We start from the raw sequence: 13,235 nt of genomic DNA, 5'->3' as shown, positions 1-13,235 counted from the left end.
CGATGGCCCAGGTCCTGCCGCGGCGCCGGCCGCCGCGCCCCTCCCCGGTGCTGTCCGTGGTGGCCGTGGTCGCCCTGCTCGCGCTCCCGATCGCGCCCGAGGGCGAGGGCGGCGCGGGCCCGGCGGACGCGCTCTCCGCGCTGGTCGTCGGCTACTGCGCCGTACGGCTGCTGCGCGAGCGGCGGCGGCCGCTGACTCCGACCGCGGCGCTGGTCCTCGGTCTGCCGGTGCTCGGCGTCTCGGTTGCCGCGATGAACGCGCTCTCACCCGGCGCCGGCGTCACCGGTCTCGGCCGCTACCTCCAGGTGTTCGTCCTCGTCCCCGCGGCCGTCGTGCTCCTCGTCCGCGGGCGGGGCGACTTCCGGCTGCTGGCCTGGTCGCTGGTGGGCCTCGCGCTGTGGCAGGGCGGGATCGGCGTGCACCAGTACCTGACCGGGACCGGCGCCTCCTACCGGGGCGAGCAGGTCCGTGCGGTCGGCACCTTCGGGGCGACGGACGTGATGGGCATGGCGACGGTGGTGTCCTTCGGCCTGGTGTGCGCGGTGGGTCTGGCGCTGGGACGCTCGGCGGTACGGGACCGCGCGGTCGCCGCCGCCTGTGCCGTCGCGCTGGTCCTCCCACTCGCCCTCTCCTTCAGCCGCGGCGCCTGGATCGCCACCGCCGTCACGCTCGCCGTCCAGCTGGTGCTGACCGGCGTGCGCCGGGCGCTGCGGGTGGGCGCGGTCGTGGCGGCCTCGTGCGTGGTCCTCCTGGGCGGCCTCGGGGTGGGTACGGCGATGCTGCAGGAGCGGATCGACAGCATCACCCAGGTCACCGACGCACCCGACCAGTCGGTCACCGACCGGTACACGATGTGGGCGGCGGCCACCGACATGTGGCGGGGGCACCCGCTGACCGGCGTGGGGCTCAAGGGATTCCCCGAGTACCGCGACGGGCACGCCTCGCTCGCGCTGTCCTCCGGCAGCGACACCGAGGGCGCCGGAACCGCCTACCGCAAACAGCCGCTGCTCTCCCCGCACAACATGTACCTGCTGGTCCTCGGCGAACAGGGCCTGATCGGCCTGCTGTGCCTCGCGGGCGGCTGGCTGGCCCTGCTGGTGTGCGCCCTGCGCGGACTGCGGCGGACCCGTGCGGCCGGCGGCCACGGCCTGGAGTGCGCGCTGGTCGCCTGCGGCCTGCTGGTCTGGCAGCTCGTGGACTTCGTGTACGCCGACATCGGCGGCCCCTCGACCGTGCTGACCGCGGTGTGCTTCGGCCTGACCGCCTGGTGGGCCCTGCTCGGCGCCGATCGGGCCACTGCGGGCGAGGCCGCCGCCGAACCGAGCGACCTGGACACGCCGACCGGGAAGGCGGCCCTGCGATGAGGCCCGACGGCCCCACACCGGAGGCGGGCGGAACCCCGCGTCCGGCGTCAGGTACGGCCCCCGGGCCGGCGACGGAGGCCCTGCCGGCCCCGAGAGCCAGACCGGCGGACGCGCCACCGGACCCGGACGCCGGTCCGGCGGCGACCCGGCGGAACGCGATGCCGGACCCGCACACCGGCCCGGCACACACACCGGCGAACGCGTTGCGGGAGCCGGAACCGGCGCCGGCACACACACCGCGGGGACCGGCGCCGGACACCGCGGCGAGCCCAGGCGCCTGCCCTCCGTCCGCGGACGCGGACACGGGCGCGCACGACGCGGAAGCGCACGACGCGGAAGCGCACGACGACGCGCACACGGACTCGGCGCCGGACCCGGGCACCGTGCCGGGGCACACGCCGGCTGACGCGGTACGGGAGCCGGAACCGGCGCCGGACACCGTGTCGGCACCTACGCCGACGGGCGCGGCGCCGGGGACGGCGGCGGAGCCGGAAGCCCGTCCCGCGCACACACCGGCGAACGGGGTGCCAGGGCCCCGGCCCGAGCCGGCGCACGCCCCGACGGGGGACGCCACGCCGGAGGTGGACGCCGACCCGCCGCACCCGCCGACGGACGCGATGCCGAAACCGGTGCCGGACGCCGATCCGGCGCACGCGATGCCGGGACCGCTGCCGGAGACCGGTCGGCCTCACGCGCCGGCGGACGCTGTCCCGACGCCGCAACCCACACCGGAATCGACACCGGACGCAATGCCGGGAACGCCGCCGGAAACGGCGGCTTCCGGCGGCGGTCGGGCCGGCGTGCCGGTGGCCCCGGCCGCCGCGTCTCCTGCCGACTTCGAGTCCGAGTCCGACTTCGAGTCCGAGGCTCTGGGCGCCGTCACCGAGCGCGAGCACGGGTCCCAGGCCGCCGTCGCCGGGAACGGGTCCGGGGACCAGCCCGCCGCCGGAACCGGGCGCGGCCCCCGGCTTCTGACCGCCGTACCCGACGGCAGCCCCCGCCCCGCCCCCACCGATCCCGACCGCACCCCGCCCACCGGCCGGTTCCTTGCCAAGGCCGCGTTCGTCACCGCCGGGCTCACGGTCGCGGCGGCGCTGCTGGGGCTCGTCCGGGACCAGTCGCTGGCCCGGTTGTTCGGGGCCGGGACCGACACCGACGCCTTCCTGGTCGCCTGGACCGTGCCGGAGTTCGCGGCGACGCTCCTCATCGAGGACGGGCTGGCGTTCGCGCTGGTCCCGGCGTTCAGCATGGCGCTGGCCCGCCGCGCCCAGGGCGCTCCCGGGGACCCCGTCCGCTCGCTGGTCGCCGGCACCCTGCCCCGGCTGGCGCTGGCGTTCGCGGCGGTGGGCGCGCTGCTCGCACTGGCCGCGCCGCAGTTCGTCGGGGTGCTCGCGCCGGGCCTGCCCGACCGTGGCCTCGCGGCCGACTGCACCCGGCTCACGGCGACATGTGTCCTGAGCTTCGGCCTCGCCGGGTACTGCAGCGCCGCCCTCAGGGCGCACCGGCGGTTCTGGGCGCCGGCCGCCATCTACCTCGCCTACAACGCCGGCATCATCACGGCGATGTACGCCCTCGGCGACCGCTGGGGCGTGCGCTCGGCCGCGTTCGGTGTCGCGGCGGGCGGCTTCCTGATGGTGCTGGTCCAGCTGCCCTCGCTGCTCAGGGAGGTGCGGCACCGCCGTGCCGGCGAGGGGGGCCCGAAGGCGGCGCAGCCGATGGACGTGCCGCTGCTGGCCACCGTGCTGCTGTTCGCGCTGTGCCGGCAGTCACAGGTGCTCATCGAGCGGTTCGTCGCCGCCGGCCTGCCCGCCGGGGCCATCTCGCACCTGAACTACGCGCAGAAGGTCGCCCAGATCCCGATGACGCTGTCGACGATGCTGTGCACGGTCACCTTCCCGGTGGTGGCGCGGGCCCTGGCCGAGGGCGACACCGAGCGGGCCCGGGAACGGGTGGAGCGGGACCTGGCGGTGGCCGCCACGCTGGTGCTGCTCGGCGCGGCGGCGGTCGTGGCCTGCGCCCCGCAGCTGATCGGCCTGCTGTTCCAGCGTGGCGCGTTCACGGCCGCGGACACCGCGGCGACCGCCGGCGTGATGCGCGTCTACGCGCTCGGGCTGCTCGCCCAGACCCTGACGGGCGTCCTGGTCCGCTCCTACTTCTCGGCAGGCCGTGCCACCTGGTACCCGGTCGCCGCGATGGCCGCGGGCATCGTCGCGACGACCTGGACCGCCGTCTGGAGCGTCGGCTCCTGGGGCGTCCTGGGGATCGCCGCCGCCAACGCCGCCGGCATCACCGTCACCGCCGTCCTGCTGCTCGCGGGGATGGGCCGCCGCGGCGTGCCCGTGCGGGCCCGGCGCGTGCTGCACGAGCTGACCAGGCCGCTGCGGGCGGCGACGGTCGCCGCCGTGGCCGGCGGGTTCGCCGCGAGCCTGCCGTCGGGGCCGCTCGCCGGGCTCGCCGCCGGGGGCCTCACCGTGACCCTCGTGTTCGTCCTGCTCGGCTGGGCCCTGGGCGTCCAGGGCCTCGCCCACGCATTCCGTTTCCTACGCACCCGCACCCGAAGGCTCACTCATGCCCTGCGCTGACACCGCCCCGCCGCCGCGGCGGGCCAGAACGGGTCCGGTCCCGTGGATCGCCATGTACCACTCGGTGGGCGACTGCTCCGACGACCCGTACCGCGTCACCGTCACCCCCGAGCGGCTGGACCGGCAGCTGCGCTGGTTGCGCCGGCGGGGGCTGCGCGGGGTGTCGGTGGCCGAGCTGCTCGCCGCCCGGGCGCGGGGGGAGGGCCGGGGACTGGTCGGCCTCACCTTCGACGACGGATACACCGACTTCCTCGACAACGCCCTGCCGGTCCTCACCCGGTGGAAGTGCACGGCCACCCTCTTCGTGCTGCCCGGCCGGCTCGGCGGCGACAACGCCTGGGACCCGCTGGGCCCGCGCAAGCCGCTGCTCACCGCCGACGGCGTCCGGCGCGCCGCCGGCGCGGGCATGGAGATCGGCTCGCACGGCCTCACCCACGTCGACCTCACGCGGGCCGACGACACCCTCCTCAAGGCCGAGACCGTGGAGAGCCGGGCGCTGCTGGAGGAGCTGACCGGCGTCCCGGCGGCCGGTTTCTGCTACCCGTACGGCACGGTCGACCGGCGCGTCATGGACGCCGTACGGGACGCCGGTTACTCCTACGCCTGCGCCATCGACCCCGGCGAGCTGAGCGGCCCGCACGTGCTGCCGCGCCTGCACGTCGGGCAGCACGACGGCGCCGTACGCCTGTTGCTGAAGTACCGGCTGCACCGGCTGCGGCGGCGGCCCGTGGCGGGACTGCGGTGAAGGCCCTGCACGTCATCACCGGGCTCCGTGTCGGCGGTGCCGAGCAGCAACTGCGCCTGCTGCTCAGACACTTGCCGGTGCGGTGCGACGTGGTGACGCTGACCGACCCAGGGCCGGTGGCCGACGGCCTGGTGGCGGACGGGGTGCGGGTGGCGCACCTCGGCATGCGCGGCAACCGGGACCTGGCCGCGCTGCCCAGGCTGGCCCGGCTGGTCCGGCGCGGTCGCTACGACCTCGTGCACACCCATCTGTACCGGGCCTGCCTGTACGGCCGGATCGCCGCCCGGCTGGCCGGGGTGCGCGCGGTCGTCGCCAGCGAACACTCCCTGGGCGAGACGCAGATGGAGGGCCGGCCGCTCACACCGGGCGTGCGCGGCCTGTACCTGCTGGGCGAGCGGCTGGGCCGGGCCACCGTCGCGGTCTCCCCGGCGGTCGCCGGACGGCTCGCCCGCTGGGGTGTCCCCGCGCCGCGCATCGCCGTGGTGCCCAACGGCATCGACCTGGCGCGGTTCGCCTTCGACCCGGCGGCCCGGCTGCGCACCCGCGACCGGCTCGGGCTGCCCGCCGGCGCGTTCGTCGTCGGCGGCGTCGGCCGGCTCGTCCCGGGCAAGCGCTTCGACGTCCTGATCCGCGCCTTCGCCCGGCTGCCGGACGACTGCCGGCTGCTGCTGGTGGGCGGCGGCCCCGAGGAGGGCGCCCTGCGGCGGGCCGCACGCGAGGCGGGGATCGCCGACCGGGTGCTGTTCACCGGCGAGCGGCCCTACGTCCCCGACGGCTCCCCCGGCCCGGACCTGCCGGCGTTGGCGTCGGCGATGGACGTGCTCGCCTCGCCGTCCCCCGAGGAGGCGTTCGGCCTCGCCGTCGTGGAGGCGCTCGCGGCCGGACTGCCCGTGCGCTACACCTCCTGCCCGGCCCTGGAGAACCTGCCGCCCGGCACCGCGCCGGACGCGGCCCGCGTCCCGTGCGACGCCGGCGCCTACGCCCGCGCGCTCGCCGGGGTCCGGGCCGCCGGCCCCGGCCCGCGCACCGCCCCCGAGGCGGCCCGCCACTACTGCATCACCCGCAGCGCCGCCCGGCTCATGGACGTCTACACGGCGGCGCTCACCCCGACCACCCCCCAAGTCCCGGACCCGCAGGGAGGAAGTCCGTCATGACGGAGAACCAGAGCCAGCACCAGCCCACCGCGCCCCGCTCCCGATGGCGCACGCTGCCGCCGTGGTCGCTGGTGGCGGCCGGCGTTATCGCGGGCGGAGCGCTCGGCGGCGGCTACGGGGTGCTGAAGCCGCCGGCGTACACGGCGACCAGCTATGTCATCGCCGTTCCCACCGAGCGGGCCGACACCGCCACGGCGCTCGGCTTCGCGCAGGCCTACGGCCGGGTCGCCACCCAGCTCGCGGTGCTCGGCGACGCGCAGGTGTGGGCCGGGGTACCGGTGGACACCCTGCGCGACAGTGTCCGCACCTCGACCTCGCCGGACGCCCCGATGGTCGCCGTCTCGGCCACCTCCACCCGTCCGTCCCGGGCCGCCGACATGGCCAACGCGGTCGCCCGCGCGCTCACCCAGCACGCGAACGACACCAAGGCCGAGACCCACGTCGAGCTGGTGCAGTTCTCCCGGGCGCTCAAGCCCACCGAGCCGGCCTCGGCCCCGGCCGAGGTGACGGGTCTGGTCGGCGCGAGCGCGGGCGGACTGCTCGGCGCTCTCGCGCTGCTGGTGCGCCCGAGGCGCCGGCCCGAGGAGGCCGCCCGCCCGGCCACGGTGCCCGGGCCGGCCGCCGCCGCCGACACGCACGGCCGGCTGTGACGGCGACGCACACGGCGCGTGCCGCGTCACCCGCCCTCACCGTCGAACGCGTCACCGACGAGGCCGCCTTCGCCCGGCTGGCCCCGGCCTGGGAACGGCTGTACGAGCGGTGCGCCGCCGCCACCCCGTTCCAGACCCACGCCTGGCTGCACTCGTGGTGGCTGTCGTACGGCGGACGCGGGCGGCTCAGGCTGCTGCTGGTGCGGTCGGGCGGCGAACTGGTGGCCGCCGCGCCGCTGATGCTGGTCCACCGGCCGCTGCCCGCACTGGTCCCGCTCGGCGGGGCGGTCTCCGACTACGCGGACCTGCTGCTGGACGACGGCGACGACGGGCGCGCGGCCCAGGCGCTCACCGGGGCCCTGGCGGACGCGGCCCGTACGGCGCTGATCGACTTCCGCGAGGTGCGGCCGGGCGGCGCGGTGGAGCGGATCTACGACCGCTGGCTCGGTCCGCGCCGCCGGCTGTGCGACTCCCTGTGCCTGGAGCTGCCCGCCCTGTCCATGGACGGGCTGGTGGCCCGGTTGCCGTCGGCCAAGGCCCAGCGGGTGCGGGCCAAGCTCCGCAAGCTGAACGCGCTCGGCGTGCAGCGGCGGCCGGTCGGGCCCGAGGAGGTGGAGGCGGCGCTCAGCCGGCTGCTGCAACTGCACCGGCTGCAGTGGCGGGGGCGGAACATGACGGCGGAGCACCTGCAGCCCCGGTTCCACGCGCACCTGGTGCGTGCGGTCGGCCCGATGGTGCGCTCCGGGGCCGCGGTGGTCACCGAGTTCCAAATCGACGGCGAGGTGGTGGCCGTCGACGTGACCCTGCTCTCGCGCGGCCTGGCCGGCGGCTATCTCTACGGCGCCCATCCGGGCCTGCGGGAGCGGAAGGCGGACGTGGCGGTGATGCTGCTGGACGCGTGCGCGGAGCACACCGGGGCGGGCGGGCACGGCACGCTGAGCCTGCTGCGCGGCGACGAGCCGTACAAGCACCACTGGCGTCCCGAACCGGTGGTCAATCAGCGGCTGCTGCTGGCCCGGCGGCGCACCGCGCCGCTGCTGACCGCCGCCCTGTGCGAGGCGGCCGGCCGGCGGCACGGCAAGGAGGTGCTGCGTCGGTGGCGGGAACGCGGCCGGGAGTAGGGCTCCTCAGTGGCCCGGCGACCACCAGTCCAGGCGTGTGCAGTGCCTTCCGGCGAGCCAGAACTCGGTCCAGTCGTCCAGGTCCGGTGGCGAGCAGCCGGCCGGCGGCTTCGGGGTGGCGGTGGGCGCCGCCTCGGGCGTGGCCTCCGGTGCCGGGCTCGAAGCCGACGCCGGGGCGGGGCTCGACGTGGGCGCCGGGACCGGAGTCGTGGCCGGGGCCGACGGCGGCGTGGGTGTCCCGTCGGGCGTGGGGGTGGGAGCCGGGGTCGCCGGGCCCGTGCGGTCGTACAGCGCCGCCCGGTACACCTGCGCCGACCTCGGGTTCTGAGCACACTGCCACACGCCGTGCGGGCAGTAGTCGGTGAGCGTGTTGTACAGCGGTTCGTGCTCGTCGATCCAGGCGAGCATGCGGCTCATGTACTCGGCGTCGTCACCGTTGCGGAACAGCCCCCACTCCGGGTAGGAGATCGGCTTTCCGTGGGCCTTCGCGAAGTCCACGTGCTGCTGGAGGCCGTAGGGCTCGGTCACCTGTTCGTCGAAGGACAGCCCGGCCGGCTGGTCGTAGGAGTCCATGCCGATGATGTCGACCGTGTCGTCCCCGGGATAGCACTCGGTCCACGGTACGGCGTCCAGGCCGCGGCTCGGCGTGAAGTCGAACCGGAACCTCTGGCCCGGCACCGAACGCATGGTGGTGACGATCCGGTCCCAGTACGTCTTCCAGGCCTGGGGGTCCGGTCCGCAGCGGTGGCTGTAGGTGGTGCCGTTCATCTCCCAGCCGAGCACGATCACCGTGTCCGGCACCCCCAGCCGCACCAGCCGCTCGGCGAGGGTCCGGAAGTGGTCGTCGAACGCCCCGGACGCGGCCTGCCGCAGCAGCCCCCGCACTTCGGCGTCGGAGAGGCCCTCCTCGTTGCGTTCCTGCATGGGCACGTTGAGCACGAGCGTCCGGTCGGCCTTCTGCAGCCGCCACCGCGCCCAGTGGTCCAGGAAGCCGGGCCGGCCCTCGATGTCCCGCCATCTGCCGCCGGGCAGATAGGTGTGGGCGACCTTCAGGTCCGTCCCGCCGAGCCAGCGGCTCAGCTCGCTCATGCGCACCACCCCGAGCGGCCCGGAGTCGAGGAAGGCGCCGAAGGGCGGGACGCCGGACTCGGTGCGCGCCGGGGAGGTCGGCGTGGGAGCGGGCGGGCCGGCGGCGGCCGGGGCGACGCCTGCCGCGCGACCGGGACCGGCCGCCAGGGCGACCGAGACGGCGACCGCCGCCAACGAGACCAGAACCCGCCGCCGGACGCGGTCCCGTCGCTGCTGTGGAGCCATGTCTGCTCCCCTCTCCGCTCGACTGTGTTCGCGCCTGTGGCGTTACTGACACACAGTCATGCCGGCGGGCGTTCCGCCAGTCCGGCTACGGCTTTCAGGCGGTCCGGACGCCCGCACGGGCGAATGGAGGGGCGGGCGGGGTCACGGCGGTGGCCGCGCGTCGGGCGGCCGGCCCCGGGAGGGGACCCGAAGGTCCGGGACCGGCCGGGCAAGGGACGGGCGTCGGACGTTGCCGCGCCGTCAGCGGTTGATGCAGATGTTGCCGAACGCCGGGTTCAGGGCGGCGGCGGCGTTGATCGAGTTGCCGCAGATGTTGATCGGGATGCTGATCGGCACCTGGGTGACGTTGCCCGACAGGATGCCCGGCGAGTTGGTGGCGACGGCCTCGGCCTTGGCCCCGGTGTCGGCGAAGGCGGGCCCGCCCAGCCCCAGGGCTAGAACGGCACCCGCGACGACGACAGCGCTCTTCTTCATGGATGTTCCCTCTCTCTGGGCTCGTGGCACGGAGAGGGATAGACGCGGTGGGGAGACATGGAACGCGGGCCGGTGAACAATCACCCGATCGCCCCGCTCCCTGACACCATCTCCACCGTCCGGCCGCGGGTGCGGCGTGTCACCGGCGGTACAGCGCCTCGATCCCGCGCAGCGCACGCCACCCTTACGACACCACGTCCTTGCGGCCGAAGCCCCGGAAGGCCAGGGCGACGAGCACGAGCGCGTACGTCACGGAGATCGCCGTGCCCTGGATCATGCCGGACCACTCGGGATGCGGCTGGAAGGCGTCGGCCCAGGCGAACTGCCAGTGCGCGGGCAGGAAGTCGCGCCAGTGGCCGAGGGCGGTGACGGCGTCCAGGACGTTGCCCACGATGGTCAGGCCGACCGCCCCGCCCACCGCGCCGAGCGGGGCGTCCGTCCTGGTCGACAGCCAGAACGCCAGCCCGGCGGTGACCAGCTGGGACACGAAGACGTACGCCACGGCCACCGCGAGGCGCCGCGCCGCCGTGCCGGGGTCCAGCGCGCCGCCGGTGGGGATCTGCAGGGGCCCCCAGCCGTAGGCGGCCGTACCGGCCGCGAGGGCCACGACCGGGAGCAGCACCATCGCGGCCAGGCTCGTCCCCAGGCCCACGGTGAGCTTGGACCACAGCAGGCGGGCCCGGGGCACGGGCGCGGCGAGCAGGTAGCGCAGCGAGGACCAGCCCGCCTCCGAGGCGACCGTGTCCCCGCAGAACAGGGCGACCGGGATCACCAGCAGGAAGCCCGCCGAGACGAACAGGTTCACGGCGGCGAAGTTGGCGCCCGACGCGGTGGCCGTGTCCATCAGCGTGACCTGGCCGTTGCGGCCGCCCGGGTCGCCGCCGATCTCGAAGGCGATCAGCAGCACGAACGGCAGTGCGGCGAGGACCGCGCCCATGACCAGGGTGCGGCGCCGTTTCAGCTGCCGGACCAGCTCCACCCGCAGCGGCAGGGTGTGGCCCGCGCGATAGCCGGACGCCGTCTCGGCGCGCTCGGTGAGCGTGCTCATGCGGAACCTCCGATCAGGGTCAGGAAGGCGTCTTCCAGACGGCGGTGCGGACCGACCGACGCGACCGGCACCTCCAGCCGCACCAGATCCACCACCAGCCGCTCGGCCGTACCGCCGGGTTCGAGGCGGACGAGCAGCCCGTCGTCGGTGCGCACGGCGGAGGCGACGCCGGGCAGCTCGGCCACCTTCTCCGCCAGCGGCTCCGCCACGGGGGCGGCGGTGCCGACCAGCAGGGTGTCGCCGGAGCCGACGATCTCCCGGACCGGTCCCGCCTGCACCAGGCGGCCGCGGTCCATCACGACCAGGTGGGTGCAGGACTGCTCCACCTCGGCGAGGAGGTGGCTGGAGACGATCACGGTGCGGCCGCCGGCCGCGTACCGGATCATCACCTCGCGCATCTCGCGGATCTGGGGCGGGTCGAGACCGTTGGTGGGCTCGTCCAGGATGAGCAGGTCGGGCAGGCCGAGCATGGCCTGGGCGATGGCGAGGCGCTGGCGCATGCCCTGCGAGTAGGTGCGCACCGCGCGGGCGAGCGCGTCGCCGAGCCCTGCGATCTCCAGGGCCTCGTCCAGGTGGGCGTCCCCGGCCGGGCGGCCGGTGGCCCGCCAGTACAGCTCCAGGTTCTCCCGGCCGGACAGGTGCGGCAGGAAGCCCGCGCCCTCCACGAACGCGCCCACCCGGGACAGCACCGGCGCGCCGGGCCGGATCAGGTGGCCGAAGACGCGGATCTCGCCCTCGTCCGGCCCGATGAGGCCCATCAGCATCCGCAGGGTGGTGGTCTTGCCCGCGCCGTTGGGTCCGAGCAGGCCGAGCACCTGGCCCTTGTCCACCCGGAAGGACAGCCCGCGCACCGCGTACCGGTCGGCGGACCGGGCGTACCGCTTGCTCAGGTCCTTGATCAGCAGTGGGACGTCGGCCAGCCCCGGGTCGGGTGCGGCGGCGGCCGCGCGGCGGCCGGTGACCAGCAGGGCGAGCGCTGCCACGGCGCCGGCCACCGGCAGCCACCACACCCAGGCGGGCAGAGGAGCCGCGGCGGTGGTGACGGCGGGGGCCGTCGGCACGCGGAGGTCTCCCTTCAGGGAGACGGTGTACGTCGCCGGGGCCGCCGGTGAGGCGTAGGCGAGGTCGGTGGAGGCGAGGACCAGGCGGAGCCGGTGGCCCTTGCGCACCTCGTGGTCGACGGCCGGGAGGGTGACGGTGACGTCCTTGCCCGCCCTGGCGCCGGTCACCCGCACGGGGGCGACGAGCTGGGAGGGCAGGACCCGCCGGGTGCCGTCGGGGCTCACGTCGTAGACCTTGCCGAAGAGGACGGCGTCGTCGCGGGTGGAGGTGACGTGGACGGTGGCGGTCGGCGCGCCGGTGATCCACAGGTCGCGGGTGAGCGGCGCCGAGTCGAAGCGCGCGTACTGCCCGGGGAAGTCGAGGGAGACGCCGACGCCGAGCGCGGACAGGCGGGCGAGGCCGGTGCCGCCGAGGCCGGGCAGTGCGGAGACGCCGGGCGGGCTGGCGCCGGCCGGGTTGGCGACGCGCTGCTCGCGGCCGGTGAGGGCGACGGTCCGCCGGTGGTCGTGCAGGCCGGGGTAGGCGGCGGCGCTCGCGCCGCGCAGCCGGGCGGTGCCGTCGGTGGAGTCGACGCCACCGGTGCGGGTGATCCGGAAGGCCGGGCCGGTGTCCGCGCTCCCGTCGCCCTTGAGGTACCGGTCGAACCAGCCCCGCACCCGCGCGTCGACCCGGGCGGTCTCCATGTCCCCGCCGTCGTGGCCGCCCGCGATCCAGTCGACCTTGACCGGAGCGCCGCCCGCGCGGATCGCCTTCTCGGCCGCGTCGGCCTGGTCGAGGGTGAACACGGAGTCCCGCTGGCCCTGTATCAACAGGGTGGGCACCTTGATGAGGTCGCCGACGGCGGACGGCGAGCGTTTCTCCAGGAGCCTGCGCGCGGCCGCGTCCGGGGTGCCGGACTGGGCGACGCGGTCGTACATCCGGCACAGGGCGGGCTGGAAGCGGGCGCAGCCGCCGCCGCTGTTGAAGAAGATGCCGGCCCACAGTTTCTTGAAGACGCCGCCCGGGAACATGGCGTCCGCGAGGTTCCAGTACGTGACGGCCGGGGCGATGGCGTCCACCCGGCGGTCGTGTCCGGCGGCGAGCAACGAGATCGCGCCGCCGTAGGAGCCGCCGGTCACGCCCACGCGCGGGTCGCCGGGGGCGTCCAGCCGGACCTGGGGCTGTCTCGCCAGCCAGTCGATGAGCCGGGAGACGTCGGCGACCTCGTGCCCGGGGTCGTTCAGCCCGATGCGGCCCGTGGAGTGGCCGAAGCCCCTGGCGGACCAGGTCAGGACCGCGTACCCGTGGCGGGCGAGGTCCTCGGCCTGCTGCCGCATGTCGTCCTTGCTGCCGCCGAAGCCGTGCCCCAGCAGGACGGCGGGGCGGCGGCCGGCGGAACCGGCGGTGAAGTACGAGGTGTCGATGCGCGTGCCGTCGGCCATGGTCATGACCCGGTCGCCGCGGTGCACCGGCGGCGCCCCGCCGGAGGCGACGGCCGTCCAGGTGCCGGCGCCCGCGAGCGCCACGACGGCGGCCGCGGCGGCGGCCAGCCGGCGCGGCCCCTTCAGCAGCCCTCGCAGGGCGCGCCCGCCGGGCCCGCCGGGCCCCTCGGGGAGCCGGTGAAGATCCATGCGTCAACGGTACGGGCCGCCGCCGTCGCACGGTGCTGCCGCCGGGCTGAACCCCGGACCCTCCCTGCGGCGTACGGGCCCGTCCCGGTGTACTCCGGCCGTGGTACGGGC

10 protein-coding genes are annotated in these 13,235 nt (G+C 75.8%); 6 read left to right on the top strand and 4 right to left on the bottom strand.

Annotated elements, in window-relative coordinates:
• The first annotated feature begins 2 nt into the window (after window positions 1-2).
• The 6 genes from IE177_RS05465 (at window position 3) to IE177_RS05440 (ending at window position 7,616) form a co-directional block, all read left to right on the top strand.
• Window positions 3-1,364: an O-antigen ligase family protein gene (locus tag IE177_RS05465; protein WP_190013591.1), complete on the top strand. Its 1,362-nt coding sequence runs from the start codon at window positions 3-5 to the stop codon at window positions 1,362-1,364.
• A 749-nt stretch (window positions 1,365-2,113) separates the two neighbouring features.
• Window positions 2,114-3,946, top strand: coding sequence for a murein biosynthesis integral membrane protein MurJ (gene murJ / locus IE177_RS05460; protein WP_229815904.1), 1,833 nt, complete (start codon window positions 2,114-2,116; stop codon window positions 3,944-3,946).
• A 52-nt stretch (window positions 3,947-3,998) separates the two neighbouring features.
• Window positions 3,999-4,691: a polysaccharide deacetylase family protein gene (locus IE177_RS05455; RefSeq protein ID WP_190013590.1), complete on the top strand. Its 693-nt coding sequence runs from the start codon at window positions 3,999-4,001 to the stop codon at window positions 4,689-4,691.
• Complete coding sequence (locus IE177_RS05450; protein WP_190013589.1) at window positions 4,688-5,845, top strand: glycosyltransferase; 1,158 nt, start codon at window positions 4,688-4,690, stop codon at window positions 5,843-5,845. Before IE177_RS05455 ends, IE177_RS05450 begins: the two co-directional genes overlap by 4 nt.
• Complete coding sequence (locus IE177_RS05445; RefSeq protein ID WP_190013588.1) at window positions 5,842-6,495, top strand: YveK family protein; 654 nt, start codon at window positions 5,842-5,844, stop codon at window positions 6,493-6,495. Before IE177_RS05450 ends, IE177_RS05445 begins: the two co-directional genes overlap by 4 nt.
• Window positions 6,492-7,616, top strand: a complete 1,125-nt coding sequence (locus IE177_RS05440) for a GNAT family N-acetyltransferase (RefSeq protein ID WP_190013587.1) — start codon at window positions 6,492-6,494, stop codon at window positions 7,614-7,616. The genes IE177_RS05445 and IE177_RS05440 overlap by 4 nt, the downstream gene beginning before the upstream one ends.
• 6 nt (window positions 7,617-7,622) lie before the next feature.
• Here the strand turns inward: IE177_RS05440 and IE177_RS05435 are convergent, their stop codons facing one another.
• The 4 genes from IE177_RS05435 to IE177_RS05420 all read right to left on the bottom strand — a co-directional run bounded on the left by IE177_RS05435 (window position 7,623) and on the right by IE177_RS05420 (window position 13,124).
• Complete coding sequence (locus tag IE177_RS05435; RefSeq protein WP_190013586.1) at window positions 7,623-8,930, bottom strand: glycoside hydrolase family 26 protein; 1,308 nt, start codon at window positions 8,928-8,930, stop codon at window positions 7,623-7,625.
• Window positions 8,931-9,170: 240 nt separating this feature from the next.
• Entirely contained in the window at window positions 9,171-9,404 is a 234-nt protein-coding gene (locus IE177_RS05430) for a chaplin (RefSeq protein WP_190013585.1), read from the bottom strand.
• Window positions 9,405-9,588: 184 nt separating this feature from the next.
• Window positions 9,589-10,452 carry an ABC transporter permease gene (locus IE177_RS05425; protein WP_190013584.1) on the bottom strand — a complete coding sequence of 288 codons (864 nt, stop codon included), beginning with the start codon at window positions 10,450-10,452 and terminating at the stop codon, window positions 9,589-9,591.
• On the bottom strand, window positions 10,449-13,124 hold the full coding sequence (locus IE177_RS05420) for an alpha/beta fold hydrolase (protein ID WP_190013583.1): 2,676 nt from the start codon (window positions 13,122-13,124) through the stop codon (window positions 10,449-10,451). The genes IE177_RS05425 and IE177_RS05420 overlap by 4 nt, the downstream gene beginning before the upstream one ends.
• Between the last annotated feature and the right edge of the window lie 111 nt (window positions 13,125-13,235).

This window comes from Streptomyces lucensis JCM 4490 (assembly GCF_014650035.1).
In the GTDB taxonomy this organism is placed as follows: Bacteria; Actinomycetota; Actinomycetes; order Streptomycetales; family Streptomycetaceae; genus Streptomyces; species Streptomyces lucensis.
The sequence above is the reverse complement of the archived record's forward strand: the minus strand, read 5'-3'. Positions and strand labels throughout refer to the sequence as shown.

Bases quoted from the DNA above. Each gene is read 5' to 3' on its own strand.
- IE177_RS05465 (WP_190013591.1), top strand. From the start codon at position 3: ATGGCCCAGGTCCTGCCGCGGCGCCGGCCGCCGCGCCCCTCCCCGGTG.
- murJ (WP_229815904.1), top strand. From the start codon at position 2,114: ATGCCGGGAACGCCGCCGGAAACGGCGGCTTCCGGCGGCGGTCGGGCC.
- IE177_RS05455 (WP_190013590.1), top strand. From the start codon at position 3,999: ATGTACCACTCGGTGGGCGACTGCTCCGACGACCCGTACCGCGTCACC.
- IE177_RS05445 (WP_190013588.1), top strand. From the start codon at position 5,842: ATGACGGAGAACCAGAGCCAGCACCAGCCCACCGCGCCCCGCTCCCGA.
- IE177_RS05435 (WP_190013586.1), bottom strand. From the start codon at position 8,930: ATGGCTCCACAGCAGCGACGGGACCGCGTCCGGCGGCGGGTTCTGGTC.
- IE177_RS05430 (WP_190013585.1), bottom strand. From the start codon at position 9,404: ATGAAGAAGAGCGCTGTCGTCGTCGCGGGTGCCGTTCTAGCCCTGGGG.
- IE177_RS05425 (WP_190013584.1), bottom strand. From the start codon at position 10,452: ATGAGCACGCTCACCGAGCGCGCCGAGACGGCGTCCGGCTATCGCGCG.
- IE177_RS05420 (WP_190013583.1), bottom strand. From the start codon at position 13,124: ATGGATCTTCACCGGCTCCCCGAGGGGCCCGGCGGGCCCGGCGGGCGC.